The 23,905-nt window shown below is 64.8% G+C and carries 30 protein-coding genes and 1 pseudogene; 16 read left to right on the top strand and 15 right to left on the bottom strand.

The window, feature by feature from the left end:
* Positions 1-4: 4 nt before the first annotated feature.
* The 12 genes from allE to A6W98_RS07470 all read right to left on the bottom strand — a co-directional run bounded on the left by allE (position 5) and on the right by A6W98_RS07470 (position 11,045).
* Positions 5-742: a (S)-ureidoglycine aminohydrolase gene (gene allE / locus A6W98_RS07415; protein WP_042459751.1), complete on the bottom strand. Its 738-nt coding sequence runs from the start codon at positions 740-742 to the stop codon at positions 5-7.
* Positions 739-1,863 (bottom strand): M20 family metallopeptidase, encoded by a 1,125-nt coding sequence (locus A6W98_RS07420; protein ID WP_042459754.1) that lies wholly within the window; start codon positions 1,861-1,863, stop codon positions 739-741. The genes allE and A6W98_RS07420 overlap by 4 nt, the downstream gene beginning before the upstream one ends.
* A gap of 6 nt (positions 1,864-1,869) precedes the next feature.
* A complete protein-coding gene (locus A6W98_RS07425; RefSeq protein ID WP_042459757.1) occupies positions 1,870-2,808 on the bottom strand; it encodes a polysaccharide deacetylase family protein in 939 nt (312 codons plus the stop codon).
* 4 nt (positions 2,809-2,812) lie between these two features.
* On the bottom strand, positions 2,813-3,706 hold the full coding sequence (locus A6W98_RS07430; protein ID WP_042459760.1) for a polysaccharide deacetylase family protein: 894 nt from the start codon (positions 3,704-3,706) through the stop codon (positions 2,813-2,815).
* Positions 3,703-4,422, bottom strand: a complete 720-nt coding sequence (locus A6W98_RS07435; RefSeq protein WP_042459762.1) for an aspartate/glutamate racemase family protein — start codon at positions 4,420-4,422, stop codon at positions 3,703-3,705. The genes A6W98_RS07430 and A6W98_RS07435 overlap by 4 nt, the downstream gene beginning before the upstream one ends.
* A gap of 44 nt (positions 4,423-4,466) precedes the next feature.
* Entirely contained in the window at positions 4,467-5,279 is an 813-nt protein-coding gene (locus tag A6W98_RS07440; RefSeq protein ID WP_042459764.1) for an ABC transporter permease, read from the bottom strand.
* Positions 5,276-6,130: an ABC transporter permease gene (locus A6W98_RS07445; RefSeq protein WP_042459766.1), complete on the bottom strand. Its 855-nt coding sequence runs from the start codon at positions 6,128-6,130 to the stop codon at positions 5,276-5,278. Before A6W98_RS07445 ends, A6W98_RS07440 begins: the two co-directional genes overlap by 4 nt.
* A complete protein-coding gene (locus A6W98_RS07450) occupies positions 6,127-7,185 on the bottom strand; it encodes an ABC transporter ATP-binding protein (protein ID WP_042459768.1) in 1,059 nt (352 codons plus the stop codon). The genes A6W98_RS07445 and A6W98_RS07450 overlap by 4 nt, the downstream gene beginning before the upstream one ends.
* Positions 7,186-7,188: 3 nt before the next feature.
* The gene (locus A6W98_RS07455) at positions 7,189-8,283 is read right to left on the bottom strand and encodes an ABC transporter substrate-binding protein (protein ID WP_081251838.1); all 1,095 of its coding nucleotides are present in this window, start codon (positions 8,281-8,283) and stop codon (positions 7,189-7,191) included.
* A gap of 55 nt (positions 8,284-8,338) precedes the next feature.
* Positions 8,339-9,958: a thiamine pyrophosphate-binding protein gene (locus tag A6W98_RS07460; RefSeq protein WP_231098396.1), complete on the bottom strand. Its 1,620-nt coding sequence runs from the start codon at positions 9,956-9,958 to the stop codon at positions 8,339-8,341.
* 242 nt (positions 9,959-10,200) lie between these two features.
* Positions 10,201-10,527 carry a hypothetical protein gene (locus A6W98_RS21905; protein ID WP_063490894.1) on the bottom strand — a complete coding sequence of 109 codons (327 nt, stop codon included), beginning with the start codon at positions 10,525-10,527 and terminating at the stop codon, positions 10,201-10,203.
* 95 nt (positions 10,528-10,622) lie between these two features.
* Complete coding sequence (locus A6W98_RS07470) at positions 10,623-11,045, bottom strand: helix-turn-helix domain-containing protein (protein ID WP_042459777.1); 423 nt, start codon at positions 11,043-11,045, stop codon at positions 10,623-10,625.
* Positions 11,046-11,208: 163 nt separating this feature from the next.
* On the opposite strand from A6W98_RS07470, the gene A6W98_RS07475 reads away from it, so the two are divergent.
* The 7 genes and pseudogenes from A6W98_RS07475 to A6W98_RS21005 all read left to right on the top strand — a co-directional run bounded on the left by A6W98_RS07475 (position 11,209) and on the right by A6W98_RS21005 (position 15,033).
* A complete protein-coding gene (locus A6W98_RS07475) occupies positions 11,209-12,381 on the top strand; it encodes an NAD(P)/FAD-dependent oxidoreductase (protein ID WP_231098397.1) in 1,173 nt (390 codons plus the stop codon).
* A gap of 29 nt (positions 12,382-12,410) precedes the next feature.
* Positions 12,411-12,842 carry a DUF1641 domain-containing protein gene (locus A6W98_RS07480; protein ID WP_081251840.1) on the top strand — a complete coding sequence of 144 codons (432 nt, stop codon included), beginning with the start codon at positions 12,411-12,413 and terminating at the stop codon, positions 12,840-12,842.
* 8 nt (positions 12,843-12,850) lie between these two features.
* Positions 12,851-13,285, top strand: coding sequence for an iron-sulfur cluster assembly scaffold protein (locus tag A6W98_RS07485; protein ID WP_042459782.1), 435 nt, complete (start codon positions 12,851-12,853; stop codon positions 13,283-13,285).
* A 15-nt stretch (positions 13,286-13,300) separates the two neighbouring features.
* The gene (locus tag A6W98_RS22325; RefSeq protein ID WP_081251842.1) at positions 13,301-13,504 is read left to right on the top strand and encodes a hypothetical protein; all 204 of its coding nucleotides are present in this window, start codon (positions 13,301-13,303) and stop codon (positions 13,502-13,504) included.
* A gap of 515 nt (positions 13,505-14,019) precedes the next feature.
* Positions 14,020-14,439, top strand: a complete 420-nt coding sequence (locus A6W98_RS21470) for a hypothetical protein (RefSeq protein WP_168161796.1) — start codon at positions 14,020-14,022, stop codon at positions 14,437-14,439.
* Positions 14,381-14,560, top strand: a pseudogene (locus A6W98_RS21000) (hypothetical protein); the annotation flags it as partial. The gene A6W98_RS21470 and the pseudogene A6W98_RS21000, both read left to right, overlap by 59 nt.
* Before the next feature lie 311 nt (positions 14,561-14,871).
* Positions 14,872-15,033: a hypothetical protein gene (locus A6W98_RS21005; protein ID WP_155734750.1), complete on the top strand. Its 162-nt coding sequence runs from the start codon at positions 14,872-14,874 to the stop codon at positions 15,031-15,033.
* Positions 15,034-15,134: 101 nt separating this feature from the next.
* Here the strand turns inward: A6W98_RS21005 and A6W98_RS07495 are convergent, their stop codons facing one another.
* Positions 15,135-15,566: a glyoxalase superfamily protein gene (locus A6W98_RS07495; RefSeq protein WP_042459788.1), complete on the bottom strand. Its 432-nt coding sequence runs from the start codon at positions 15,564-15,566 to the stop codon at positions 15,135-15,137.
* 10 nt (positions 15,567-15,576) lie between these two features.
* Positions 15,577-16,956, bottom strand: coding sequence for an MATE family efflux transporter (locus A6W98_RS07500; RefSeq protein ID WP_042459790.1), 1,380 nt, complete (start codon positions 16,954-16,956; stop codon positions 15,577-15,579).
* 895 nt (positions 16,957-17,851) lie between these two features.
* Between A6W98_RS07500 and A6W98_RS07505 the strand changes: the two genes are divergently transcribed.
* Together A6W98_RS07505 and A6W98_RS07510 are read left to right on the top strand one after the other, a co-directional pair.
* The gene (locus A6W98_RS07505; RefSeq protein ID WP_042459792.1) at positions 17,852-18,115 is read left to right on the top strand and encodes a YjhX family toxin; all 264 of its coding nucleotides are present in this window, start codon (positions 17,852-17,854) and stop codon (positions 18,113-18,115) included.
* A gap of 1 nt (position 18,116) precedes the next feature.
* A complete protein-coding gene (locus A6W98_RS07510; protein ID WP_042459794.1) occupies positions 18,117-18,617 on the top strand; it encodes a GNAT family N-acetyltransferase in 501 nt (166 codons plus the stop codon).
* A gap of 97 nt (positions 18,618-18,714) precedes the next feature.
* Here A6W98_RS07510 and A6W98_RS07515 read toward each other — a convergent pair whose 3' ends face one another.
* Positions 18,715-18,918 carry a DUF1127 domain-containing protein gene (locus A6W98_RS07515; protein WP_178390528.1) on the bottom strand — a complete coding sequence of 68 codons (204 nt, stop codon included), beginning with the start codon at positions 18,916-18,918 and terminating at the stop codon, positions 18,715-18,717.
* A 322-nt stretch (positions 18,919-19,240) separates the two neighbouring features.
* Between A6W98_RS07515 and ruvC the strand changes: the two genes are divergently transcribed.
* The 7 genes from ruvC (at position 19,241) to tolR (ending at position 23,899) form a co-directional block, all read left to right on the top strand.
* Positions 19,241-19,747 (top strand): crossover junction endodeoxyribonuclease RuvC, encoded by a 507-nt coding sequence (ruvC, locus tag A6W98_RS07520; protein WP_042459796.1) that lies wholly within the window; start codon positions 19,241-19,243, stop codon positions 19,745-19,747.
* Positions 19,744-20,439, top strand: a complete 696-nt coding sequence (ruvA, locus tag A6W98_RS07525; RefSeq protein WP_042459798.1) for a Holliday junction branch migration protein RuvA — start codon at positions 19,744-19,746, stop codon at positions 20,437-20,439. The genes ruvC and ruvA overlap by 4 nt, the downstream gene beginning before the upstream one ends.
* Before the next feature lie 11 nt (positions 20,440-20,450).
* Entirely contained in the window at positions 20,451-21,494 is a 1,044-nt protein-coding gene (gene ruvB / locus A6W98_RS07530; RefSeq protein ID WP_042459800.1) for a Holliday junction branch migration DNA helicase RuvB, read from the top strand.
* A gap of 73 nt (positions 21,495-21,567) precedes the next feature.
* Positions 21,568-22,224, top strand: a complete 657-nt coding sequence (locus tag A6W98_RS07535) for a hypothetical protein (RefSeq protein ID WP_042459803.1) — start codon at positions 21,568-21,570, stop codon at positions 22,222-22,224.
* On the top strand, positions 22,221-22,616 hold the full coding sequence (gene ybgC / locus A6W98_RS07540) for a tol-pal system-associated acyl-CoA thioesterase (RefSeq protein WP_042459806.1): 396 nt from the start codon (positions 22,221-22,223) through the stop codon (positions 22,614-22,616). The genes A6W98_RS07535 and ybgC overlap by 4 nt, the downstream gene beginning before the upstream one ends.
* A gap of 107 nt (positions 22,617-22,723) precedes the next feature.
* Complete coding sequence (tolQ, locus tag A6W98_RS07545; protein WP_042459809.1) at positions 22,724-23,419, top strand: protein TolQ; 696 nt, start codon at positions 22,724-22,726, stop codon at positions 23,417-23,419.
* Between the two features lie 3 nt (positions 23,420-23,422).
* Positions 23,423-23,899 (top strand): protein TolR, encoded by a 477-nt coding sequence (gene tolR / locus A6W98_RS07550; RefSeq protein WP_042459812.1) that lies wholly within the window; start codon positions 23,423-23,425, stop codon positions 23,897-23,899.
* Positions 23,900-23,905 lie beyond the last annotated feature (6 nt).

The raw sequence follows: 23,905 nt of genomic DNA on the forward strand, positions 1-23,905 counted from the left end.
CCGGTCATCGCGCGTCCAGCGGGGACCGGTTGTAGTTCTTGTAGATGAGGTAACGCGACGGCACCCGCCCAAGCGCGCCGAACCATTGCGGCACGTGCGGCCCCATCCAGATCGCATCGCCCTTGCCGACAGGGTACCACTGATCGCCCAGCCGGTAGACGCCGCCACCGTCCAGCATCAATAGGCCATGTTCCATGAAATGCGTCTCGACATAGGCGAGCGAGGCGCCGGGGTGGAAGTTCATGATGTTGACCTCGCCGTCGAAACCGGCGTCGGTTGGCAGCATCTTCTGCACGATTAGCCAGTCGTCGCCACGCAGGGGTGTGCCTTCGATATCGGAGACCTTGCCGAAGACCGGCGCCGGGATCTCGCCGCGTGGCACGAAGCGCCATTCCATCAGCAGGAAGGTCACGCCTGCCGAGGCGCTCAGAGTGGCTTCGGTCTCGGGCGGCAGGAAGGCGTAGCCTTCGGCGCCGAGCGTCTGGCCGGTCGAAAACGTGACCTCTCCGTCCAGCACGAAAACGAAGCGTGCGATGCCCTGGGCGGCGGGGGCGATATCGGTCAGCCCCTCGGCGCTGCGCACAAGGCCCATGGCGAATTTCGCGCCCATGTCGGGGCTGATAAGGAAGGCCAATTCGGAACCCGGCCAATCGGGCTGGGTGATCCATTCGTGGCTTTCCGGGGTCAGCAATGCGTGGTTGCGCCGGATGTCAGAGCGGGTCTGGCCAAAGTTCGGGGTCATGCATTGTCTCCGGTCGGGCGCGTGCCCGCATAGGTCAGGATAAGCGCGCGCAGCAGCGCCTCGCGCCGTGCCAGCGGCTCGATCAGGATATGCTCCTGCGGCGAGTGCCAGTTGTTGCCGATCGCGCCGAGACCATCGAGGGTCGGCACGCCCACAGCACAGGTGAAGTTGCCGTCGCTACCGCCGCCCGATCGGGTTTCCACCATCGGGACGCCAAGGCCGGCGTTGATCTCGCCCGCGCGGGCGAACATGGCGAGGGTTTCCGGCCTGCGCGCAAGGCTTGGCTTCTCGATCTCGCCGGAAAGGGTGATGCTGACGTCCGGGTCCTCGGATGTCAGCGCCTGCAGCTGCGTCTCGACAGCGAAGCCCAGGGCGTCATCGGCAAAGCGCACGTCGATGTCGCAGGCGGCATGGCCCGCGACCACGTTGGGCTCGGTGCCACCGCGCACGCGGCCCACGTTGACGGTGGTTTCCGTTTCCAGATCGGTCATGCCCTCGAGCACGCCGATGGTGCGCGCCATCTGCAGGATCGCCGAACGCCCGTCGGCAAAGGCCGATCCGGCGTGGCTCTCGCGGCCGTGGAAATCGAGCCTGTACTTGGCGCGCCCCTTGCGGAAGGTGATCGCCTCGTCGCCGCGCGCGGGTTCGGGGATCAGCGCCGCGCCCATCTTTCGCGCCTCGGCCTGGATCAGGCCATGCGAGGTGGGCGAGCCGATTTCCTCGTCGGAATTGTAGATCAGCGTCACCGGCCCCGGCAGGGGCGCCCCGCTCGCCACGATGTTGCGCATCGCGCAGAGCGCCAGATAGCCGCCGCCCTTCATGTCCGCGATGCCCGGGCCGTATTGCCGGTCGCCGTCGCGACGGATTTCGACGCTGCCGGGCGCACAGACCGTGTCGATGTGGCTGCTCACCAGCACGCCCGGCCCGTGACCGCCGGCGAAACGGGCGATCAGGTGGTCGCCCATGCCGTCGCGACCGGGGATGCGTTCCAGCGCACAGCCCAGCGGTTCAAGCTCCGAGGCAATCAGATCGACCAGCGCCGAGATCGTGTCGACCGAGCCGGTCGGCGTATCGATCTCGACCCAGCGCATCAGGCCCTTCAGGATGTCTTCGCTCTGCATGATCGCTTAGCTCAGGCTGTCGGCGTAGTCTTGCCAGATGCTGGGCGCGAGCTTCAGCGCCTCGGAGGCGGGGTAGCCGGCATGCCAATGCGCCGCAATCTCGGCGCCGGTGGCGGCCCAGACGCCGGGATGCGCCATGGCATCGCGCAGCAGGGTGGCGAGATTGTCAAAGCGGTGTCCCCAGCCCGAGCGGGCAGGCGAGACGCACAGGTTGAAATAGCGGCCCCGGCGGTACTGCGCGCGGAACTCGGCGCGCCAGTTGTTCAACAGCGCCTGCGGGCGTTCAAGCCCGGTGCCCTCACGCGGGAACATCAGGAAGAAGGTGTCGTCGAAGTGATAGTAGTAGGGCAGTGCCAGCAAGGCCTCGGCCTTCTCGGCGTTGCTCACCCAATAGTAGGGCGCGTCATCCGCCAGTCCGTTGCCGATGTAGTCGTAGCCCTTCGCCTTGAGCAGCCCGACCGTGTCATCGGTGACGCAGCCGGTGGCGGCGCGGTCATCGGGGTGCGACAGCGCGTACCAGCCTTTGGGCGCCGCGCCGGTCGCACGGGTCAGTACTTCGGTGGCGCGGGCCATGTGCTCGGCCTCATGACCGGGGGCCAGTGACGCCGGATCTTCACCATAGAGGCCCTGCGCGGCCACCTCGTGCCCCGCTTTCAGGATTCGTTCGATGATGTCGGGATAGGCCTCGACCACCACGGCGGGCGTGGCAAAGGTCGCGCGCACACCTGTCTCGGCAAACAGCGCCAGAAAGGCATCTAACCCCTCGGTCAGCCCGAAGTGCCACGTGGGATAGGCTAGGTCCTTGGCGCTGATGCCCGTCCCCTTGGCGGCCGGGTTGAGGTTGACCGTAAGACCCAGCGCCATCTGCTGTCCGTCTGGCCAGACGATGCTGCCGTCGCGCATGCCGATTTCGTCGGAGGTGGTGTAATTGTCTTTCCAGGGCATGAGCTTACTCCGCGGCGGGGGTATAGGGATGCTGCGTCAGGATGTGCTGCGCAAGCGTGTCACAGGTCGGGAACCAGACGCCCGGCAGGGTCTTCATCCGCTGGATCAGCCGCTGCAGCATGTCGACCCGCATGGCGTGACCGGAGACGAACGGGTGCAGCAGGAAGTTCACATAGCCGCCCGCCTTGTATTGCTGCAGGAAGGCGTCCCACCAGATCTCGAAGACCTCGTCGACATCCATGATGCGCTGCGCCTGGTTGCCCGTGTCGAGCCAACCGAAGCTGAAATACATGGCGTCATCGAGCGCGTAGTGGAACGGCAGCTGCAGGATCGGGTTCTCGCCCTCTGCGTCCAGCTCGTAGAACGGCAGGTAGTCCGCCGAAGTGAAGGAGTTGTAGACGACGCCTTTTGAGCGCAGCAGGCCGGGGGTGTGGCTCGACCGGGTGCCGGTGACCGGTTTGCCCGCAATCCTGGACAGCGCTTCGAGGGTGCGGGTCAGGTGCGCGTCCTCGATCTGAGGGTCGTCGTAGACCTCGTGTTCCCACATGTGGTCGGCCAGTTCGTGGCCATTGTCGACCGCATGGTGCAGCACCTCTGGATAAAGCTCGCAGATGCGTCCGGGGGTGAAGAGCGTGACCTTTACGTCCTCCGCGTCGAACATCTCCATGATGCGCCAGACGCCGACACGTCCGCCGAATTCGCCCTTGGCCTTCTGACCCCAGGGCTCGTTCAGCAGGCGGCGCAGCAGCATGGCGTCAAAATCGAGGGTGAAGTTCACCGCGATCTTCACGCCCTCGGGATAGGCGAAATCGGGGATGGGGATGCGTCGGCTACGCTGGAACCTGGCCGTGTCGACCAGCGACTGGAAGGCATCGGGAGAGTGCTGCAAGGACATCATGCGCTCCGTACGTTTGGGCGGGATAGGCCCGCGCTATAAAGGACTGCCGCCTCGGCGGCCTTGAGCCCGGCGATCACCGGGTTGACGACAGGCACGCCAAGGGCCCTCGAGAGTTTCCCGGGCAGGCCGGGGATGAACGACAGCGCGAAGCAACCGAGCACCAGCACGTCGGCGCCCTGCGCCACACAGGTCCGGGCGCGCTTTACGATGGCGGGCAGATGGACATCCGGGTTGCGGTTGAGATCAGCCACCGAGCCCCCCATCGTCACCTCGGAGACGAAGCTGCCCTCGATGCCGATGCCGCGAATGCGGCGGCGCAGGCCAGGCGGGGTCGGGTCCGAAGACAGTACCGAGAAGCGCTCACCGAGCTGCACGGCGGCGAGCATGCCCGCCTCTCCCGGGCCGATGACCGGGACGCCGGAGATCTGAGCCAGGGCCTCGACCGCCGGATCGCTGAAACAGCCGATGAGCACCGCGTCGTGCTTCTCTGCCCAGCCCGCCGCCGCCTCGCGTAGCGCCGGAAAGACCATGGCCGCATCCGCCGCGCTTTCGATGGCCGACGGGCCTGCCTCGGGTGAGTTGATGGCGACCTCGGCCGAGGGCGCCCAGGCGCGGAGCATTGCCGCGCGCCGCTGGACCACCTCGGCACCAGCGGTGCGGTGAAGCGGGCTGGCAAGCTGGTAGAGTATGCGGGGAGATGCCGACAGATCGGGCATGGTCCGAGGACTTTCGTTGAGGCGGAGCTTCCGACCGCGAGCGATCAGAAGGCGCGTTGCAGGCCGACGAGTCTCTGCACCAGGGCCACGCCGGCGATCGAGAGAAGGATCGACAGCGTCGCGGCGGCGGCGGCGGTGGGTTTGAACTCGTAGGTCAGGAAGTCGAACAGAGCGAGCGGCAGGGTGTTCCCCCCGAGCGGCTTGAGCAGCAGCGAGATGGTGTAGAGATCGAAACTGTTGATGAAGGCGAAGATGCCGCCCATCGCCAGGCCCGGCATCACCAGCGGCAGGATCACCAGCCGGAAGGTCTGCAACCCGGTCGCACCGAGGCTTTGGGAGGCCTCTTCCAGTGACTGCGGCACCTGCCGCATCGCTGCAGCGATGGACACGTAGGCGTAGGGGAAAGACATCAGGATATGCCCCATCTGCAGGCCGAGCACGGTCTTGGCCAATTGAATCTTGTAGAGGAAGAACAGCAGGCCGACAGCGGTCAGCAGCTCGGGCACAAGCAGCGGCAGGGTCATGCCCAGCTGGAACCAGCCCGAAAGCTTGCCCGAGAGCACCCGCCCCGCAATTGCCGCCATCATCGCGACGGTCATGGTAACGACAGCGGTGACCGCACCGATGCGCAGCGACATGAAAAGGCCGTCTACGAGGTCCTGGCGGTTGAAGAACTCGGCGTACCAGCGGAAGGAAATGCCCTGCGGCGGGAACTCGATCATCAACCCTTTGGTGAACGAGGCGCCGATAATCATCACGAGCGGCGCCATGAGGAAGACGTACAGCAACACGATGAGCATGCCGAAGCCGATATTGACCGTTTTCCGATACGGGAAGGCGTTGGTCATTTCGCTCATGCCTTGGACCTTTCCATGAGCCGCGAGGTCAGCGCGGTGAACAGCCCGACGACGAGGATGGTGGAGACCGACAGCACGATGGCGAGCGCCGAGCCGAAGGGCCATTGGAACGTGCCGGTCAGCTCGCCAATGATCAGGGTCGGCATGTAGCTGACCATCTGCCCCCCCAGCAGGGCCGGGGTGACATAGGCCGCGACGGCCAGGACGTAGACGAGGATCATGCCGGGGTAGATGCCCGGGAAGCTCAGCGGCAGGATGATGTCTCGGAACACCTCGCGGCGGTTTGCCCCCATCGAGGAAGACGCTTCGATCAGCGTCGGAGAGATGTTGCGCAGCGCGTTGTTGATCGGCAGCACCATGAAGGGCACGAAGACGTGGACCAGCGCCAGGATCACGAGGCCCTGGGTGAACAAGAGGCGCAGCGGTCGTTCGATGATGCCGAGTGCCAGCAGCGTCTCGTTCAGCGGCCCATTGAGCGCCGCGGCAATCATCCAGCCGAAGTTGCGCACCAAAACGCCGGTCATCAGCGGCGAGGCGATGCAGGCGTAGAGCAAGACCGCTTTCATCCCCTTGGCCTTCGACATGTGCCAGGCGATGGGATAGCTCACCAGGAGGCAGAGCAGCGTCACCGCCCCAGCTGTCAGCAGCGAGCGCAGAAGCACCCCCCAGTAATAGCCGTCGCTCAGGATGCGATCGTAGTGCATCGTGGTATAGGCATCGCCGAAGGGCGCGGAGATGCCCGGCGTGCGGAAACTCATCTCGACCATGTTGGTGATCGGCAGGATCATGAAGATGAAGATCAGCGCGATCGCCGGGATGGCGAGCAGAAGTTTGGGATTCTTAAGGCTCATGGCGCGACCTCGGGCATCAGCCAGGCGTGGCTTTGATCGATGGCGATCCCGACTTCGGCCCCCTTCTCCACCGGGTGGTTCGGGTCGGCAGTCAGTTTGAGGACCGATCCGTCGCCCAGCGTGATCTCGCAATGCAAGGCGGCCCCGAGGAAGGCAGATTTGGACACCGTGCCGCGGAAGATGCCCGCTTCGGGTTCCGTCAGCGACAACGCCTCGGGGCGCAGCAGCAGTTCGGCGGCGCCGGTGATGCCCGGCACGCCCTCCAGCTCGAGCGAGGCACCGGCGGCGGCAATGGCATAGCGCCCCTCGCCCAGCGGTTTCACGGATTGGCAGGGAATGAAATTCGCCTCGCCGGTGAAGTCGGCAACATAGCGTTCCAGCGGCTTCTGGTAGATTTCGCGCGGGGTGGCGAACTGCGCAACGCGGCCCGCCTTCATCACGGCGACCATGTCCGACATCGCCATGGCCTCGGACTGGTCGTGCGTGACGTAGAACGCCGTGATCCCGGACTGCTGTTGCACGTCGCGGATCAGCCAGCGCACCTCGTCGCGCAGCCGCGCATCGAGGTTCGCGAGCGGTTCATCCAGCAAAAGCAGCCTGGGCTTCAGCACCAGCGCGCGCGCCAGCGCGACCCGCTGCTGCTGACCGCCCGATATCTCCCGCGGGAGCCGCTCGCCCAGCCCGTCAAGGCGGACCAGCTTCTTCACGTCGTAGACGCGGGTTTCGATTTCATCCTTCGACAGCTTTTGCAGTTTGAGCCCGTAGCCGATGTTCTCGGCGACGGTCATGTGCGGGAAAAGAGCGTAGTTCTGAAAGACAACGCCGAAACCGCGACGGTTGGCCGGGATCCCGAGGATGGACTCCCCTTCTACCAGGATATCCCCGCCATTTGCCTCGAGGAATCCGGCCAGGCACCGCAAGGTGGTGCTTTTGCCGCAGCCCGAGGGCCCGAGGAGGGTCACCAGCTGGCCGCTTTCGGCCTTGAGTGACACGCCGTCGAGCGCGAGGAAATCCTGATAACGCTTGCGCAGATCCCTGACTTCAACCGTCGCCATTTCTCAGATCGTCCGTTCCCAGAGGTCGTTCAGGCCCGGCATGATGGCGAGCGTTTCATCCCAGTCGAAGCGGATCGCCTGGCTGACAACCTCGGGCTGCAGAGGCCATTTCTGAAGCTCTTCGGGAAGCTCGACCGTCTTGTTGGTCGGCGCGATAAGCCAGTTCTCGGCCATCCACAGCTGGATTTCCGGCGACAGGACGAAATTGATGTAGTCGAAGCCAAGCTGCTTGTCGGGGCTGTTCTTGAACACAGAGAAGGAGTGGTCGAACACCAGCATGCCTTCTTCGGGCACGACGTAGTCGATCGGAATGCCCTGTTCCTGCATGGTCTTGACTTCGCCAAGGTCGATCGGAGCCACGGCCACCTGTCCCTGCGACAGCAACGGCGTCAGCTGTGCCGAGTAGCCGATCTGCGGGAACGGACCCAGTTCCTTGAACTTGGCAACGGCGGTCTCGATGTCGTCGCGGCCCGAGCCGAAGTGCTCGCCGGCCCACATCGCCATCATGGTCGCGGCCGAGTTGGTGATCTTGTAAAGACCCAGCTGCCCCTTGAAACGCTCATCCCAGAGATCGGCCCAGCCCTTGGGCGGCTCGGACACGAGATCGGTGCGATAGGCGATGACCAAGGGCGCAAGCATGCCGGTGACGGCGGTATTGCCCTTCAGGATCGCGGGTTCGATCACATCGGCCATGTTCGGCACGTTCTCGGGCGTCAGCTCCGCGAAGTAGCCGTCGTTGCGGATCATCGCGGTGTATTTCTCGTTCAGCATGACGGCCGGGAACGGGGGGTTGTCCGGGCCTGCCGCGCGGAAGTTCGAGATCCAGGCCATGCCGAGGCCGATGTCGAGGTCGAAATCACGGCCGATCTGCTCGGCGAATTTCGGCATGACGTACTGGCGCCAGTCGTGTTCCCAGCGGCCGCCGAACATGTTCACGATAAATGTGTCGCCCTCAGCGAAGGCGGGTGCGCCGAGCGCGCCAAGCGCCGCGGCACCGGCCGAGGTCTTGAGGAAGTTGCGTCGGGTGAGGGTCATTTGAGGCTCTCTCCTGTTGAGGTGCATCTTTATTATTCGTTCCGTCCGGGCTTCAGGAAGCATGTGCCCGGTCGTGCCTTTATACCGGCCACGTTGGCGGCGGGATCTCGGGATGGTCTTACATATCGATCTTCTCTGGATCGAGCCGCAGGTCGATGAGAACGGGGCCGGTCCGGTCCGCGATGGCGGTGCATGCGGCGTCGAGGCTGGCGGCGTCGGTGACGCGCACCGTCGCGAAGCCGAGCGTCGCGCAGGTCTCGGCGAAGTCGATCCGGTCGATCATCGCCAGTTTCGGCGACATGCTGCGATTGGTGAACTGGACATGCTCGGCGCCGTAGCTGCCGTCGTTGCAGAGGATCACGATCATGTCCGCCCTTTCGCGGACGGCGGCGACGAGTTCGCTCAGGCCGGACAGGGTGAAGCCGCCGTCACCTGCGACCAGCACTGTCGGGCGGTCGGTGATCGCGGTGGCGGTACCGATTGCCTCGCCAAGACCGCAGCCGATGGCCCCAAAATGCGAAGTGTAGACAAGGTCCTGCGGGCGCGTCACAGGCAGGTTGCGCCACGCCGCGGTGACGAACCGCCCGAGGTCGGCGACCAGAACCCGCTGGGCGGGCAGCGCCTGGTGCAGGCGGCGCAACGCCGGGACCATGTCGACGGTGCCCGGGGCGGTCTGCGCAGCGGCAGGGATCTTCGCGAAATCGGCCGCCTCGGTGGCAAGCCTGTCGGCAAGATCCGCCGTCGCACCAGAGCCGGGAATCTCGGCCATGTCCATCAGTTCGACGATGGCGCGAGCAGTTCCCGCGATGTCGCCAATCAGGCGGAGCGAGGGAATGTCGAGCCGCGGGGTCTCCTCGGCGTCGGGCAGGATCTGCACAACGCGCTTGCCGCGGGTATAGGCACGCTCTTCGGTGGTGTGCTTGCTTAAGCTCGCACCGAAAGCGAGGATGCAGTCGGACTGCATGATGACCTCGGTAGCAGTGGGGTGGCTGAGCCCGCCGCAGATGCCGATGTTGCAGGGCTCACCTTCGAAAAGCCCTTGCGCCTTGAGTGTCGTGGCAAGCGGGGCCTCCATCCGCGCAGCGAGCTCGATCAGCGCGGCGCGTGCCTCCGGGGTGCAAGCCCCGCGCCCTGCAAGGATCAGTGGGCGGCGTGCCGAGGCAAGCATGCCGGCGGCATCTTCCAGGGCCTTTCCAGAGGCGGGGGAAATCGTCAACGGCGGTACGGGCATGACCTTGGCCGGCTCGACCGGCTCCCACATCAGATCAACGCGCATGTTGAAAACCACGGGACGCCTGCGGTGGGCCGCGATGCGAAACGCACGGTCGAGGTCCTCGATGGCGGTCGCGGGTTCGCGCATCTCGACGAAGGCGGCGCCGACGCTGGCAACGACCTCTCGCTGGTCGATGTTCTGCAAGTGCTGAAGATCGCCCGGCGCCGTATCGCCGCAGAGCACGACAAGGGGTATGCCGCCGCGGACGGCTTCTGCCAGCGCGGTGACGACATTGGTGAGGGCAGGACCATGGGTGATCGTGGCAACGCCGGTACGCCCGGTCGCCTGGGCGAAGCCGGTGGCGGCCAGCACGGCATTGGCCTCGTGGGTGCAGGCAACATAGCGTCCCGTCCCCGTCTCGACGTACGCATTGACCATGAAGAGATTGGCGTCTCCGACAAGCCCGTACAGGTGCGTCGTGCCGTGCGCGACCAGCGCCTGAGCCAGGTGCTGGTGCAGTTTCATGGTTGTTGCTGTGTCTCGCATTTCCCGCACCTAACCGCGTCAGTGTCCGGACCACGGTAGGCGCAGCGGTATCATGACAAAAGTTTAATTATATCCATTAAAAAGTTCCAAATGGGAACTATACAGCGTCCACGCTGCCGAAATCGCGTCGCGGCGGACACGGCAAACTGGCTGACGACATTCGGCTTTCCCACCGATGGGGCTTGTTGCACAAAGCGGTGATGAGGATTAAATTCGCGAATTCAGTGAGTTAGATCGGCGGCATGCCGAAGCCTTCTCCCACTCACTATCGCACGGCGAACTGGTACGCCTCCAGCGCCGCGCTCCCCCCGCGAGGCTCGCTCTCGGTCGGGGCGGCCGAGCGTTTCTAGGTACTCCCTGACAGCCTGTGGCGCGTCTTCAGGATCGATCCTGTCGGGATGCCAGTCCGATTTCGGCGTCGAGTTCTGCCGGTTCGCGTCAGCCTGGATGACGCTGGCATCCGCAGCAAACCGGTAGATGGACTGCCAGTCGTCGCCTACGGCAAATATTCTCGCCTCCGCATGCTGGTTCTTGAGCGCCTGAATCATGCTGCTTCCATTTGAATATCTCTGATCTGCTTCTCGTCAAAGATCGGCAGAGAGCACATCATGGCTTACGCCAGCATCCGGCTTTATGGGGGCGCTCATGGCTCGTCACAGAGCTTCGGCGCGCCGTCGAAGTTGTATTCGCCCCGGTAGAGCCGCCGCAGGGTCGTGACCATCGCCTCGAAAGACTCGTCGAACTTAACCGAAGTGCGCTCGGTGGGCGCGATATAGATCGATTTTCCCACGGGCTCGCGCCGCAGGTAGCCGCTTTCGACCAAGCTGTTGATCTTGCGGTGCAGCGTGCTGATCGGAAGGTCGAGCGCCTCTGACAGGGCCGAAAAATCATAGAGTTTGCCCTGCATTCGGCCCTGCACAACCGTACGGATGATCAGGCTGTCGAGCGGCTTGCCCCACATCCCCGATTCCATCGCATAGAACCGGTTGAGACATTCGATGATCTGTGCCTGAACCGCCGCCCGCACCGCGTCGGGCTCTTGCTGAGAGCCGATGGCGTCGTTCATTTCCTGGCCCCTCTCACGCACCCCTGTTTTCCAAAATGGAAAGGTTGACGCTTGGTCGCAAGCCAAATCTGCTCGTACTTGGGCCCCTGGTCCGAAGTCTACCGCACTGGTGGGCGGAGGGTCCCAGTGTTCCAGGGGAGGAATCATGCAAAAGCATATACTCGTGGTCGGTGGCGGCATCGGTGGGACGATGACCGCGAACAGCCTTGTCACCAAGTTCCAGAGAGAAATCGCGAACGGCAAGGTCAAGGTGACCATGCTTTCGGACAATCCGTGGCACTACTACAAGCCGGCGTTCATGTATGTTGCCTTTGACATGTATTTTAAGGGTGAACTGCGCAGGAAGCAGCAGTCTCTTCTGCGTCCCGAGATCGACTTTCAACTCGACAAGGTTGAAGCCTTCGATTTCAAGGGCTCCAAGGTCAAGACCGCCAGCGGCAAAACGATCAGCTACGATTACATCGTTGTTTCCACCGGCTGTCTGCCCGCGCCGGAACGGATCGAGGGGCTGAAGGAAGGCGGAGACTATTTCTATCAATACGAACCGGCCCGGAAGCTTTCGGACAAGCTGCTGACCCTTGAAAAGGGTCGGGTGTTTGTCACCGTGAACTTCCCCGAAACGCCGAACGTGCCGCACCAATGCGGTATCGCGCCGATGGAAACCACGCTGATGCTCGACGAGTATCTGCGCCGCAAGGGCGTGCGCGACCAGATCGAGATCGTCTATACCTACCCGACCGTTTCTCAGCTTCTGCGCAATTGCCTGTTCATGCAGGAAGAGGTCTGCTCTGTCCTGCCGCCGATCTTCGAAGAGCGCGACATCAAATACAAACGCAGCTTCACGCTGGCCAAGGTCGATCCGGAACGCAAGGTCGCCATCTCCAGCGAGGGCGAGGAAGAGGAATTCGACATTCTGATGTCGACCCCGCCGATCCGCGCCGTGGATGCGGTGATCAACAGCGGTCTCTCGCAAGCGGCGAACAACGAGGGCTGGCTGCCCACCGACCGGGACACGTTGCAACTCGAAGGCTATCCCAATGCCTATGTGATGGGCGATACGGTCGATCTGCCGATCTCCAAGGCCGGGGGCTCCTGCCACAACCAATGCCCGGTGATCGTCAACAATATCGCCGGGGATATGCGGCTGGGCCGCATCGTCGAGCATTATGACGGCAAGGTGCAGGCCGTGGCGCAGATGGGATTGGAAGCGGGCATGCCGCTTTTCTACAACTACGATAAGGATGTGTATCCGACGCCACCGACCAAGGTCGGCGGACTGCTGCGCAAGGCATTCAACCGCGGCATCTACTGGTCTGTCGCGCGTGGCATCATCTGAGATCTGAAGCTTAAGAACAGGAGGGCGCCATGGCGAACCCCACAGCAAACGGCGCGGAAACCCCGCTGCTCGAGCGTATCAATCAAGAGAGCGCTTTTTCCGACGCGGCAACGGAGGAGGGCCTGATCGATCTGGCCAACAAGCTCGCACCGTTGATCCAAGGCCGGCGCCTGCACAATGTCATCGATCTGATGTCGCTTGCTTCGGATGGTGTGGACATGGCGGATGATGCCATGATCCAGAAGATGATGACCGCGTATGAAGACATCACCAGTACCGCGTGGGCGCTCGGCAATGCGGCGCGTTATGCGGCCAATCAGGCGGCGACCGCGCCAGTGCCGTCGCGGCTGGGTCTGCTGCGGGCGGCGGGCGATGAGGATGTACGGCGGGGGCTGCATTTTGCGCTTCAGTTTCTTGCCGTGCTGGGCCGACAGGCGACGCCCGAGCCCGACGTGGATTGACCGTGGCTATGAACGAGGCGGAATTGGCCGCACTCTACAGACCGCGCATCCGAGAGCTTGCGGCTCGGGTGCGTTCCGACCGGCGGCTGAAGGACCCGGAGGTTACGGTTTCCCGCAGAAGCCAGGTTTGCGGCAGCATGATTACCCTAGACCTGATGCACGAGCAGGGCCGGATCACCGCTCTTGGCTGGCGGTCGCGGGCCTGCACCCTGGGCATGGCCTCGCTGGGCCTGGTCACCGAAGCCGCCGTCGGTCAGTGCCGGGCTGAAGTCGCTGCGGCCGGGGCGGCGCTATGGGACCTGCTGCAGGGGCAGGAGCAGATCTTTGCCGCGCCATGGGAAGAGTTGTCAGTTTTTTCCGCCGCCCGCGGATTTCCGCCTCGCTTTGGCTCGATCATGCTGCCCTTCGCAGCAATCGATGAGGGTTTCAGGCAAATGGGATGAACTGGTCCCCGGACCATTTCCGGGCGCGGTGTTCGATTTGCGGGTATCTTCTATACCTGCCAGGCGGTGGAGGACTACTTCCTCTCCAACCCTGATCTCGAAGTCGAAATCCGGGTGGATCATGAGGACCTGGGGCTCATCGAGGTTGATCTTGGAGGTTTATGGGGCGTGGCGCGCACCCGCACAAAGGGGTTCGACGGCCTGCCTCTGGACCTTTAGACTGAAGCCTGCACCAACCTGCGGCGCCGTTTCCAGGCAGAGGCAGAGGCGGAGCTGACGCAAGATGTCATTGATCAGGCACGGGCCGATTTTTCCGAAGAGGATCGAGCAGCCTCGCAACGGCTCGGTATTTCCGCTCTCGCGCCGACACGGGCCGACGTCGAGCGTAATCGGAAGCAGCTTTGGCTTGGTCTGGATGTCGTTGCCGGGCACTCTCCTTTGGTCTCCAAGAAGAAGGTCGCGATGGACGGGACGGGACGCCGGACGAGGCCTGGGGCAGCCGGACACCGCCCCTGAAGACCGCCGCCTGACATGAAACCGATGCCCTAGCCCGGCCCGGCCGCAAACGGGTCGAAAGACCGGACCCATCTCTGTTCGTACCGCGACCGCGCCTGACCGCAGGCCAGACCCAGGCTGCCGGTCATGTCCTGTGCAGCACGAGGCATGGTCAAGGCGTGCGGGCTTCCTGCCATTCCTGCGAACGGATCGCAGCATCAAAACCCGGGATCAGACACTTGGCCAGCCAGATCTTCCCGACACAGGACGTTGTCAGAGCGGATGCCGCCATGCCTCAGCAGCGCATCTCTTTGGGAGAAATACCGAAGCGCTTGCGAAATGTCACCGAAAGATGGGCCAGCGACGATACCAGCCTGACCTTTCTCGGGTCCTATTCGAAGGACAAGATCGGGCCGCCGCGCACCTGCCTGCCGATCCAGGGGACGCTCTTGGACAATCCCAACGGTGATCTTGCCCGGAATAGCTATCTTGACGGTGTGGGGCTCGAGAACACCAACGAGCAGACCAATCTCGGCCTCGAATTCAACCATCTCTTCACCGATGTCTGGAGCCTCGAGGCCCGCGTGCGCTACACCCGCAACGAGCGGCTTCGTCGAGAGCCTGCTGCAGCTGGTTGGCCTCGACTGGACGGTGCCTGACTTCAGCACCCTGTTCGGCAGCTTCACCGCCGACGGTGCCTGCGACACCCGCAAATGCCACGATGCCATTGCTGACCGCGGCGCCCACGCTGTCATTCCGCCCCGCAAGAACGCCAAGCCGCCTCTCTGCAACAACGCCAACGGTATCGAACACCGCCTGACCAAGCCCAATCATCCGTGGAGCTGCGAGGATGCCAGACAGTCTCAGTGTCGATCCGATCCAACAGATGCCTGGACTGAAAATCTAGGTGTTCAGTCCCGGAAGGTTGTTCGCCCGCTGCGGGGTTAGGCGATAATCGCCAAATTCCAACTCGGGGCCGCGGGTATGAAAAATCCCCATCAGAATGCCCGCCTCACCGTCTATGGTCGAGAACAGATCGTCGCCCGCGTATCCTCCGATCGCGCGTACGGAGTGGCTCTGGCGCCCCGCGGGTGATCTTCACCACCTTCGGGGCAGACATCGTCCGGCTGGACATCGGCGCGACAAGCAGCCGCGCCGATCCGCTTGAAATGATCCAGCGGATGCACGGTTTTGCTCCCAGCACCTTTCAGATCGGCCGTGATCTTCGCAAGCCCACGATATTCGCCGTTTAGCGCAGATCGCCATAGGTGTTGACGATTTGCGTCCGGAAAAATTCTGTCATACCCGCCCGCTCGACCAGCGGCCGCCCATTGTCGCGTTTGATGGCGCGGGCTCAGCTTGGCGCAATGTCCACGGTCAGATGCGGTGAGCCGTCCGATGTTTTGCGAGAGCTGCGGCCATCTTCGCCGATCGTGCCGCGAATGCGGTGGCGCCAGTTCGAAAAGCTGTCGAACCGGACGGTGTCGATCGGCTGATCCAGCGCGATCTCGACATGGCGATTTCCCGAGAGCCCCGACAGGGCGACAATGACACCGCTATAGGCCTGGCCCAGATAGTGGCCCGTCACCTTGGAGCCCAGGGCGAGCTCCGCTGGGGCGTTGCGCTGACCGAGCCGGGCATGAAGCGTGTTCCAGTCGCGTGCCCCATGTTGACGGGCGATGAGCTCGAGGGACTGGGCGTGGCTGATCGCCGTGCCTTGCGCTTGCAAAGCCTGCCGGAGCGCCCTGGCCTGGGTCTTGACGGTTTCGAGGGATGGCTGTGTCATGCTGTTTCCTTCACAGGCAGGGGGCTGGGACAGGGGTGATCGGGCGGGTTCGAAGAGCCATGCTCAGGGCCAGGACAAGGAGGATCGCATCCGCGACCGGAAAGGCGAACCACATGCCCTCGATCCCCCAAAGGGCATTCATGACGATAAGCAGGGCCGGCGTCAGCAGCCATGGTTTGATCAGGGTAAGCGCCGCCGTCCGAAGCGGATAGCCCATCGCCTGGACATGCAGGGCGAGGGCGAGAACCGGCCCGGTGATGGCGTAGAGAGCCGTCATTGGCCGCAGGATCGCGGCAACCGCCTCGGTGATGGCCGGGTCCTCCGAGAACAGCCCGCCCAGCGGAGCGCCCGCGAAGGCTCCGGTCAGCGCCACGCCGAGGCACCAGAGGAAGGCGCTGCCCATGGCAAGTCGCAGGGCGCTGCCGGCCCGATCCATTCGGCCCGCGCCGGCATTGTTGCCGGTGATGCTCTGGGTGGCCAGCGCGATCGCCATCTGCGGCAGGAAGGCCAGCCCAAGAAGGCGCGTCGTTACCCCGTAGGCGGCGATACAGGTGGCATGATCCGCGGCGGCTGTGCCGATCAGCAGGAGCACCATGCCGGCCACCAGGGCCATTCCGATGAAATTCAGGCAAAGCGGGAGGCCGAGCGAGAGGATCCGCCCCCATCCCGACAGCCAGCTGCTGCGCCAAAGGCTGCCAAGGGGCAGAAGATCGCGATCGCGCGTCCGCAGCAGCAGCAACAGTGCCAGACCGAGGCTCTGCGCCGCGACGGTTCCGAGCGCAGAGCCGGCGGTGCCAAGTCCGAGCAGCACGATCGCGACATAATTCGCCCCGATGTTCAGCAGGTTCACAAGCACCGAGAGCATGGCGATCTGCCCGGCCCGGCCCTCGTTGCGCAGGGCATCGGCGTGCAGGCCCAGACCGAACTGGATGGGGGCACCCAGGATCAGGATCAGCAGATAGCTCTGCGCGGCCTCGGCCACCGCCGCATTTCCGGCGGCGAGCGCAAGGACCGTCGCCGGCCCGACCACAAGCGCCCCGGCGATCAGCACCGCGCTGATGGCGAGGGCCAGCCCGTGCGCTCCGGCGAAGACCGCGCCTGCCTCCGGGCGGGACCCGGCTCCGAGATGCCGCGCGATCAGGCTCGACATGCCGCCGCCCGCCAGAGTGGTCAGGGCCGTCAGCAGTATCACGACAGGAAAGGCCAGGCTGACCGCGGCCAGGGCCTGGGGGCCGACGAAGCGCCCGACGAAGATCCCGTCGGCAACGTTCAGCAGGCCCCCCATCGACATGACCACCGCCATGGGCAGGGCATTCGACAGGAACAACCGCCCGATGGGGCGGGTCAGAAATGGGTTCTCAATTCTATTCGGGGCGGGTCCGACGGACATCGCTCACTCCTCCGGAGAGGCATTTCGGATCGAGAGGGAGCCTGCATTGCCCACCTGCGAAATGCTTCGAGGGTGAGATGTCGTCTTCGTTTCCGGGCTTCACCGTGACTTGCGTCCGCAGGCGGCAGGTGCCCGGCACCTTGCCCGCCACGTACGAAAAAATCCCGGCGAAGGCAACAAGAGATGCCAGAGGTCATTCGTTCCGCGGTTTCGCGATGCCGAAGAGCAGCGGACTGAACGCCGTGGGTAGGTTTGCGCGGTTTCCCTTCTTTCATATCGCAGGGTCTGGATATTCGATATCGAGTGGAAGCTGCCTTCGGGGGCCTGCGTTCTTTTTGCGCTCGGGCCACTCTTGGAAGGGGGACGCGGTTGGAACTGGCCTCGGCCCGGGCGATGGACCGCGTGGCACCGAAACCTCGCCATCAGGCCTCGTTCGCTGCAGCACGACTTGTCGGCCGTGGCGCGGCTCATGCCATGTTCGCGGGACTGTTCGGCAACGGGCCCGGGCCTCCAGCTGCCGCAGGATGCCGATGACCCGGGCTTTGGGAAACCTGTCTTCCTCATCGGAAGCTCCTCGGCCATCCCGCCGGGAAAACTCTGCTTCCCCATTCCCCTAAGAACGGGGAGGCACCCAACGCGCCTCGGAGCCGGTCGGATTGCAACGGGCAAACGAAGCCGACAGCTGTGAAGCGGTCAATTCACCGCGTTGCGATCCGTGGCCGCATGTCCCATATTACCGTCCGAGAGACGGCCGAGGTCGTTTCTCGACCTATGGAGACTGGATGTCAGAGCTTGTGTGATACGGCTCTCTGAATTTCAGAGAGCCTCGTGAAACCCGGATCGACCGGCGCAGCAGCGCTTGGTCTCTTTTTCACGTCCAAGACACGAGACTTCCATGAATATCTCAAGACACGAACAGCGTGCGTTGCACGTTCTGGCTCTTGGCGGCCGGATCCTGCACGAGCGGGAGTATGGCTCCAAGATCACGTCGGTCACCTGCGTGACGCGCGAAGGGATGATCCTCGACGGTTTCGACATGACCGTCTTTCACCGGCTGCGGCGCAAACGGCTGATCGAATCCCGCTGCGGCAGCGCATATCGCATCTCGAAGCGCGGCCGCCTTTCGGTCCGTGCGCAACTCGACAATCAGGGGGCATGACATGCTGATCAGAAACGAAGTCGGCAGCGACGCCACCATGATCCGCAGGATCGTGACCGAAGCCATGCAACTCTTGCCGCAGGCGACCGGAGCAGAGGCGGATATCATCGACCGGTTGCGGCGCGACGATGCGCTGATCCTGTCGCTGGTGGCCGAGGACCGGGGCGAGGCCGTCGGCTATCTTGCCGTCTCGATGTCGCGGATCGGAGCAGAGAGCGGCTGGGGGCTGATAGGCCCTCTTGCCGTGCTCCCGTCCAGACATGGCGAGGGGGTTGGCAGCGCGCTCATGGCCGAAGCGATCCGCCGGTTGCGCAGCACATGCAAAGGCGCGGCGCTGGTCGGAGACCCCGGGTATTATGCCCGGTTCGGCTTCAGGTCCTATCCGGGGCTGCGGGTCGGGGACTGTCCGCACCAATTCGTCCAGGCCTTGCCCTTCGATACGGCGGAACCGGAAGGCGAGCTGCACCATCACGCCGCATTCGGGCTGACGCAGGAGGGCTGAAACAAGTCCGGGACGCACGAGAGATCGTGCGTCCCGGGGCATATGGGGTCGGTCTTCCTGGCCCTGTCCGGTCGGGCAGGGAGGCTCGGTGCAGAAGTCAGTGCAGAAGACGGTCGATATCGCCGCGGCACAGGCCGATATCGTCAAGCTCGCGATCGGTCAGAAGCGACAGCGCATCGCGCGTGCGACGGACCTCGTCCCGGTTCCGGAGACGGGCGAAAAAGGCGGTGACAAGGCCGAACCGGGGCGCATCGGCCAGCAGGCCGGCCCGTTGCGGATGCGAAACTTCGAACATGGCCATCTCTTGGGTCCTTCCGTCGCTGCGAGTCGTTCGTCGACTACATGAAACCGCAGCTATGCGTCCGGAATGAGGTAGGCAACCCGACATTTCCGCATGCGACACATGCATCCCGCGCATGCCGGAAAGGCTCCGTTAGCTCTTTGTCGAAAAAGGGAAAAACTGCTTCCGCGTCTGGTCGTTTTTCGACCTCGACAGGACGTTTCCAGGCCTCGGGCGGGGGCGCCTTTCGGGGCGACCCGGAAACCGGCCGGCCGCATTGCATCTGGCCGATGTTCGCTTTTCGTGCTACTGCGTCCGAAAAGACACAGGAATTGGGGCGAGCATGCGTGTCTTGGGCATCGATCCGGGGCTCCGGAACACCGGTTGGGGGATGATCGAGCAACGGGGCAGCCGACTCGGTCACATCGCCAATGGCGTCTGTCACTCCTCGGGCGAGACCCTGGCCGAGCGGCTGCTGTCGCTGCACATCCAGCTGACCGAGATCGTCGCCCGCCACGTCCCCGAGGCGGCGGCGGTCGAACAGACTTTCGTCAACCGCGATGCGGCGGGCACGCTGAAGCTGGGGCAGGCACGCGGCATCGCGCTGCTGGTGCCGGCGCAGGCCGGGCTCGAGGTCGGCGAATACGCGCCCAACGCGGTCAAGAAGGCCATTGTCGGCGTCGGCCATGCCGACAAGCGCCAGATCGACCACATGGTGCGGCTGCAATTCCCCGGCATCGAGATCGCCGGGCCCGATGCCGCCGACGCGCTGGCGATCGCGCTGTGCCATGCCCATCATCTAGCGGGGGGCGCGCGGCTGGCGGCGGCGCTGGCGAGGGCAGGCGCATGATCGGGCGGCTGGCAGGGCGGCTGATCCACAAGGGCGCCGATCAGGTGATGATCGATGTCGGCGGCGTGGGCTATGTGGTTCACGTCTCTGACCGGACGCTGATGGGCCTGCCCGGCCTCGGCGAGGCGGTCGCGCTTTATACCGATCTTCTGGTCCGCGAGGATCTGTTGCAGCTTTACGGCTTTCCGACGCTGCATGACCGCGAATGGCACCGGCTTCTGATGGGGGTGCAGGGGATCGGCGCGAAGGCGTCTATGGCCATTCTGGGCACGCTCGGCGCCGAGGGCGTCGGCCGGGCTATCGCGCTGGGCGACTGGGGCGCGATCAAGGCCGCGCCCGGCGTCGGCCCCAAGATCGCGCAGCGCGTGGTCAACGAGTTGAAGGAGAAGGCGCCTGCGGTGATGGCGCTTGGCGGCCACCTTTCCCCCGACCCGGCCGCGGGCGAGGTGATCGCGCCCGCCGATCCCGCCCCCAAGGCCGGGAACAAGACCCGGACGAAGGCCCCGGCCGCTGCCCCGGTTTCGTCCTCGGTCTCGGCCCAGGCCGATGCCCTGTCGGCGCTTGGAAATCTCGGCTATGCTCCGTCGGAAGCCGCCCAGGCGGTGGCCCGCGCTGCCGGCGAGACGCCGGAGGCCGACACCACGGCGCTGATCCGCGCGGCGCTGAAACTTCTGGCCCCCAGGGCGGACTGAAGGCTGACTGAATGACCGGACCCGATCCCCTGCTGCGCCCCGAGGCGCGCCCCGAGGATTCCGACCGCGCGCTGCGCCCCGAGACGCTGGATGCCTTCATCGGCCAGGCCGAGGCGCGGGCCAATCTGCGGGTCTTTTTGCAAAGCGCCCGCCAGCGCGGCGAGGCGATGGACCATGCGCTGTTCCATGGCCCGCCGGGCCTGGGCAAGACCACGCTGGCGCAGATCGTCGCGCGCGAGCTGGGCGTCAATTTCCGCATGACCTCGGGGCCGGTGCTGGCCAAGGCGGGCGATCTCGCGGCGATCCTGACCAATCTGGAAAAGCGCGACGTGCTGTTCATCGACGAGATCCACCGGCTGTCGCCGGTCGTCGAGGAGGTGCTCTACCCCGCGATGGAGGATTTCGAGCTCGACCTCGTGATCGGCGAGGGCCCGGCCGCGCGCACCGTCCGGATCGAGCTGCAGCCCTTCACGCTGGTCGGCGCGACGACCCGGCTGGGCCTGCTGACGACGCCGCTGCGCGACCGCTTCGGCATTCCGGTCCGGCTGCAATTCTACACCGTGCCCGAGCTCGAAGAGATCGTGGCGCGCGGGTCGCGGCTGATGGGCATTCCCGCCGATCCCGAGGGCATCCGCGAGATCGCGCGGCGCGCCCGCGGCACGCCCCGGATCGCCGGGCGGCTCCTGCGCCGGGTGGTCGATTTTGCGCTGGTCGAGGGCGACGGGCGGATCACGCGCAAGGTGGCCGATCATGCGCTGACGCGGATGGAGGTCGATGCGGTCGGGCTCGACGGCGCCGACCGGCGCTACCTGCAGCTCATCGCCGACAACTATGCCGGCGGTCCGGTCGGGATCGAAACGCTCTCGGCCGCGTTGTCTGAATCTCGGGATGCCTTGGAAGAGGTGATCGAGCCCTATCTTCTGCAACAGGGGCTTATCCAGCGCACGCCGCGGGGACGGATGCTGGCGCAGAAGGCCTGGAGCCATCTGGGGCTTGCACCGCCGCGCGTGCCGGGGCAGACCGCGCAGACCGACCTGTTCGACGAAGGCGCTTGACGAGGGCCCTGCCGCCGCCCTTGCCCGCGTCCCTGCAGGAGGCGGCCGCGACCGAAGCCGAAAGGAGACCGAGATGACCCCCGAGGAGGTGACCGCGCTGTTTACCCGGTCGGAGGGCGACTATCTGTTCGCCCGCTGGGGCCGTCCCATCGCGCCGGTCGTGTTCGGGGTCGACGACGCCACGCTCTCGATCTTCAAGGGTGCCTGCGAGGCGGTGGTGGGGCTGGCCGGGCACGAGATGGCCGAGACCGACCCCGATCTGGGCTCCAATCTCATCGTCTTCTTCTTCGAGGACTGGACCGAGCTGGTGCGGGTGCCGCATCTCGACCGGCTGGTGCCCGATCTGGCGCGCCGGGTCGCCCGGCTGCGGGCGGCGGGGGCGAACCAGTACCGCTTCTTCCGCTTCGACGAGCAGGGCGCGATCAAGGCGGCCTTCGTCTTCATCCGGATGGATTCCGACCTGTCGCAGATGCCGGCCGAGTCGATCGCGCTCAACCAGATCGTCCAGACGATCCTGCTTTGGTCCGACACAGCCTTCGCCGAGCGCAGCCCGCTGGCCCGCGCGCCCGACGGCATGCTGGTCCTGCGGCCCGAGATTGCGGCGGTGATCCAGGCGGGCTATGACCCGGCGATGCCGACGGTCGCCCACGATTCCAGCCATGCGCTGCGCCTCGCCGCCCGGGTCGGCCACACCCTGGGACAGATACAGATACTCGGGCAGGAGCCATGACCCATCGCCTGACCGTCCGCGTCTATTACGAGGACACCGACCTTGCCGGCATCGTCTATTATGCCAATTACCTGAAATTCATAGAACGCGCGCGCTCGGAATGGGTGCGCGGGCTGGGGCTCGACCAGGTCCGGCTGAAGGCCGAAAGCGGCATCGTCTTCGCTGTGCGCCGCGTCGAGGCCGATTATCTCAGCCCGGCGAAATTCGACGATCTCCTGACGGTCGAAACCGATCTGCAGCGGTTCACGCCGGCGCGGCTGGTGCTGGATCAGGCGGTCCTGCGCGGCGAGACCCGGCTGTTCGAGGCCCGGGTCACGCTGGCCGCTCTGGGGGCCGGGGGGCGGCCGGTCCGGCTTCCGGCAGAGTTTCGCCGAAGCCTCGAAACCGGGTAGGCGAGGGCTCGCGCTGACGCGGTTGTGTTGGCAATCCCCCTTAAAACGCGCTAGCGTCCGGTGTAACGCAGGCCGGAAGAACCGGCCCTATCCAACGAGCAGGCAGAATGGAAACCGATACCCTTGCGATGGCGCAGGAGATTGACTTCTCCTTGCTCGCCCTTTTCTTGCGCGCGACGATCACGGTCAAGCTGGTGATGCTGTTGCTGATCGTGGCCTCGTTCTGGTCGTGGTCGATCATCGTCCAGAAGATCATCACCTACCGGAAGGCCCGCGCCGAGGCGGCGCGCTTCGACGAGGAATTCTGGTCGGGCGAGCCGCTGGACGAGCTGTTCGACAAGATCGGTCCCGAGCCGCAGGCCGCGCCCGAACGGATCTTCGCGGCGGGCATGATGGAATGGCGTCGCAGCCACCGTCAGGACGGCAAGCTGATCGCGGGCGCCGCCGCCCGGATCGACCGCTCGATGGATGTGGCCATCGCCAAGGAGACCGACAGCCTGAATGCCGGCCTGTCCTTCCTCGCGACGGTGGGCTCGACCGCGCCCTTCGTCGGGCTGTTCGGCACGGTCTGGGGGATCAAGCACGCCTTCGAGCAGATCGCGCTGCAGCAGAACACCAACCTCGCCGTGGTGGCGCCCGGCATCGCCGAGGCGCTGGTGGCGACCGCGTTGGGGCTGCTGGCCGCGATCCCGGCGGTGATCTTCTACAACAAGCTCTCTGCCGACAGCGACCGGCTGGGCGGGGGCTACGAATCCTTCGCCGACGAATTCTCGACCATCCTGTCGCGCCAGCTGGACGCCTGAGCCATGGGTTCCAGCCTGACCCCTCGCAAAAGTTCGGGCGGACGGCGGGTGCGCGGACATCGCCGCCACCCCGCGGCGATGTCCGAGATCAACGTCACGCCCATGGTCGACGTGATGCTGGTGCTTCTGATCATCTTCATGGTGGCGGCGCCGCTCCTGACCGCGGGGGTGCCGGTCGAGCTGCCGAAGACCGCCGCCAGCGCGCTGCCGGCCGAGCAGGAGGCGCCCCTCACCGTGACCTTGACCGCCGACGGCAAGATCGCCTTGCAGGAAACCGAACTGGCCGACGAGGCGTTGATCCCGAAACTGAAGGCGGTGGCGGCCGAACGCGAGGATGACAAGGTCTATCTGCGCGCCGATGGCGCCATTCCCTATGAACGTGTGGTGCAGGTGATGGGCGCGCTCAATGCCGCGGGCTTCCGAAATATCGGTCTGGTGACCGATACCGGCGGGCCGAGCCTTGACGGCCGGGACGAGTAGGGCGGC

Origin of the sequence: Rhodovulum sulfidophilum DSM 1374, from assembly GCF_001633165.1 — a bacterium.
GTDB classification, from domain to species: Bacteria; Pseudomonadota; Alphaproteobacteria; order Rhodobacterales; family Rhodobacteraceae; genus Rhodovulum; species Rhodovulum sulfidophilum.

What these genes read in the sequence shown, in the direction of transcription:
- ruvA (WP_042459798.1), top strand. Translation starts at nt 19,744, where the DNA reads ATGATCGGGCGGCTGGCAGGGCGGCTGATCCACAAGGGCGCCGATCAG.
- ybgC (WP_042459806.1), top strand. Translation starts at nt 22,221, where the DNA reads ATGACCCATCGCCTGACCGTCCGCGTCTATTACGAGGACACCGACCTT.
- A6W98_RS07480 (WP_081251840.1), top strand. Translation starts at nt 12,411, where the DNA reads ATGGCGAACCCCACAGCAAACGGCGCGGAAACCCCGCTGCTCGAGCGT.
- ruvB (WP_042459800.1), top strand. Translation starts at nt 20,451, where the DNA reads ATGACCGGACCCGATCCCCTGCTGCGCCCCGAGGCGCGCCCCGAGGAT.
- A6W98_RS07445 (WP_042459766.1), bottom strand. Translation starts at nt 6,130, where the DNA reads ATGAGCCTTAAGAATCCCAAACTTCTGCTCGCCATCCCGGCGATCGCG.
- allE (WP_042459751.1), bottom strand. Translation starts at nt 742, where the DNA reads ATGACCCCGAACTTTGGCCAGACCCGCTCTGACATCCGGCGCAACCAC.
- A6W98_RS07425 (WP_042459757.1), bottom strand. Translation starts at nt 2,808, where the DNA reads ATGCCCTGGAAAGACAATTACACCACCTCCGACGAAATCGGCATGCGC.
- A6W98_RS07430 (WP_042459760.1), bottom strand. Translation starts at nt 3,706, where the DNA reads ATGATGTCCTTGCAGCACTCTCCCGATGCCTTCCAGTCGCTGGTCGAC.
- A6W98_RS07505 (WP_042459792.1), top strand. Translation starts at nt 17,852, where the DNA reads ATGAATATCTCAAGACACGAACAGCGTGCGTTGCACGTTCTGGCTCTT.
- A6W98_RS07450 (WP_042459768.1), bottom strand. Translation starts at nt 7,185, where the DNA reads ATGGCGACGGTTGAAGTCAGGGATCTGCGCAAGCGTTATCAGGATTTC.
- A6W98_RS07495 (WP_042459788.1), bottom strand. Translation starts at nt 15,566, where the DNA reads ATGACACAGCCATCCCTCGAAACCGTCAAGACCCAGGCCAGGGCGCTC.
- tolQ (WP_042459809.1), top strand. Translation starts at nt 22,724, where the DNA reads ATGGAAACCGATACCCTTGCGATGGCGCAGGAGATTGACTTCTCCTTG.
- A6W98_RS07535 (WP_042459803.1), top strand. Translation starts at nt 21,568, where the DNA reads ATGACCCCCGAGGAGGTGACCGCGCTGTTTACCCGGTCGGAGGGCGAC.
- A6W98_RS07485 (WP_042459782.1), top strand. Translation starts at nt 12,851, where the DNA reads ATGAACGAGGCGGAATTGGCCGCACTCTACAGACCGCGCATCCGAGAG.
- A6W98_RS21905 (WP_063490894.1), bottom strand. Translation starts at nt 10,527, where the DNA reads ATGATTCAGGCGCTCAAGAACCAGCATGCGGAGGCGAGAATATTTGCC.
- tolR (WP_042459812.1), top strand. Translation starts at nt 23,423, where the DNA reads ATGGGTTCCAGCCTGACCCCTCGCAAAAGTTCGGGCGGACGGCGGGTG.
- A6W98_RS07515 (WP_178390528.1), bottom strand. Translation starts at nt 18,918, where the DNA reads ATGGCCATGTTCGAAGTTTCGCATCCGCAACGGGCCGGCCTGCTGGCC.
- A6W98_RS07460 (WP_231098396.1), bottom strand. Translation starts at nt 9,958, where the DNA reads ATGAAACTGCACCAGCACCTGGCTCAGGCGCTGGTCGCGCACGGCACG.
- ruvC (WP_042459796.1), top strand. Translation starts at nt 19,241, where the DNA reads ATGCGTGTCTTGGGCATCGATCCGGGGCTCCGGAACACCGGTTGGGGG.
- A6W98_RS07500 (WP_042459790.1), bottom strand. Translation starts at nt 16,956, where the DNA reads ATGTCCGTCGGACCCGCCCCGAATAGAATTGAGAACCCATTTCTGACC.
- A6W98_RS07510 (WP_042459794.1), top strand. Translation starts at nt 18,117, where the DNA reads ATGCTGATCAGAAACGAAGTCGGCAGCGACGCCACCATGATCCGCAGG.
- A6W98_RS07420 (WP_042459754.1), bottom strand. Translation starts at nt 1,863, where the DNA reads ATGCAGAGCGAAGACATCCTGAAGGGCCTGATGCGCTGGGTCGAGATC.
- A6W98_RS07470 (WP_042459777.1), bottom strand. Translation starts at nt 11,045, where the DNA reads ATGAACGACGCCATCGGCTCTCAGCAAGAGCCCGACGCGGTGCGGGCG.
- A6W98_RS07440 (WP_042459764.1), bottom strand. Translation starts at nt 5,279, where the DNA reads ATGAGCGAAATGACCAACGCCTTCCCGTATCGGAAAACGGTCAATATC.
- A6W98_RS07455 (WP_081251838.1), bottom strand. Translation starts at nt 8,283, where the DNA reads ATGCTTCCTGAAGCCCGGACGGAACGAATAATAAAGATGCACCTCAAC.
- A6W98_RS07435 (WP_042459762.1), bottom strand. Translation starts at nt 4,422, where the DNA reads ATGCCCGATCTGTCGGCATCTCCCCGCATACTCTACCAGCTTGCCAGC.